This window comes from Streptomyces sp. NRRL WC-3549, assembly GCF_000721935.1.
GTDB lineage: Bacteria > Actinomycetota > Actinomycetes > Streptomycetales > Streptomycetaceae > Streptomyces.
Genome location: NZ_KL585414.1, coordinates 245,780 through 246,825 on the forward strand (window position 1 = coordinate 245,780; position 1,046 = coordinate 246,825).

1 protein-coding gene is annotated in these 1,046 nt (G+C 75.0%); it reads right to left on the reverse strand.

The window, feature by feature from the left end:
- Window positions 1-1,046 (reverse strand): xanthine dehydrogenase family protein molybdopterin-binding subunit (locus tag IH13_RS0122440; protein ID WP_158791260.1); only part of this gene is annotated, 1,046 nt, incomplete at both ends.

Consider the following 1,046-nt stretch of genomic DNA (forward strand, 5'->3'; position numbering starts at 1 on the left):
GCCATCAGAGATGTGTATAAGAGACAGCGCCGGTTCGTTGCGCAGCCGCAGGTCGACGGGGTCGATGCCCAGGGCGCACGCGAGCTCGTCCATGGCCGACTCCAGGGCGTACATCCCGGGGCACTCCCCCGGCGCCCGCATCCAGGAGGGGCTGGGTACGTCGAGGGCGACGACCCGGTGCGCGGTCCTGCTGTGCGGGGAGGCGTACATGACGCGTGCGGGGACGGCGGCCTGCTCGACGAACTCCTTGATCCGGGAGGTGTGTGTGGCGACCTCGTGGGACACCGCGCGGAGCACCCCGTCGCGGTCGGCCCCGAGGCGGACCCGCTGCACCGTGGGCGCGCGGTGCCCCACGAGCGCGGGCATGTGGCGCCGGGGCACGGAGACCTGGACCGGTCGCCCGGTGTGGCGGGCGGCCATGGCGGCCAGGACGACCTGGGGGCGCGGGGTCCCCTTGGAGCCGAAGCCGCCGCCGACGTGCTCGGAGTGGACGGTGATGTCGTCGGGGCCGAGCCCGAGCACCTGGGCGAGGCCGTCGCGCACGGTGGTGGAGCCCTGGCTGGAGTCGTGGACGGTCAGATGCCCGTCGGCCCAGTCGGCACTCGACGCGTGCGGCTCCATGGGGTGGTTGTGCAGTCCGCCGAGGGTGTAGGTGGCGTCGACGGTGACGGGCGCGGCGGCGAGGGCGGCCTCGGTGTCGCCGCGTTCACGCACCGCGGGGAAGCCGCCGTTGGCCTTCTCGGGGGTGTACATCCCGGGGTGGTCCCAGGTGAGCACGGTGTCGTGGCCGGCGCTGTCGTACTCGACGCGTACGGCCTCGGCCCCGGCGCGGGCGGCTTCCAGGCTCTCGGCGACGACGAGGGCCACGGGCCAGCCCCGGTGCGGGACGCGGGCGTCCTGGAGGACGGCGAGGACGGCGTCGTCCGGTTCCCCGAGCCGTGGCGCGTTCTCGTGGGTCAGCACGGTGTGCACCCCCGGCAGGGCGAGCGCGTCGGCGGTGCGGACCGCGGTGATCCGCCCGCTCGCGACGGCGGCGGGGACGATCC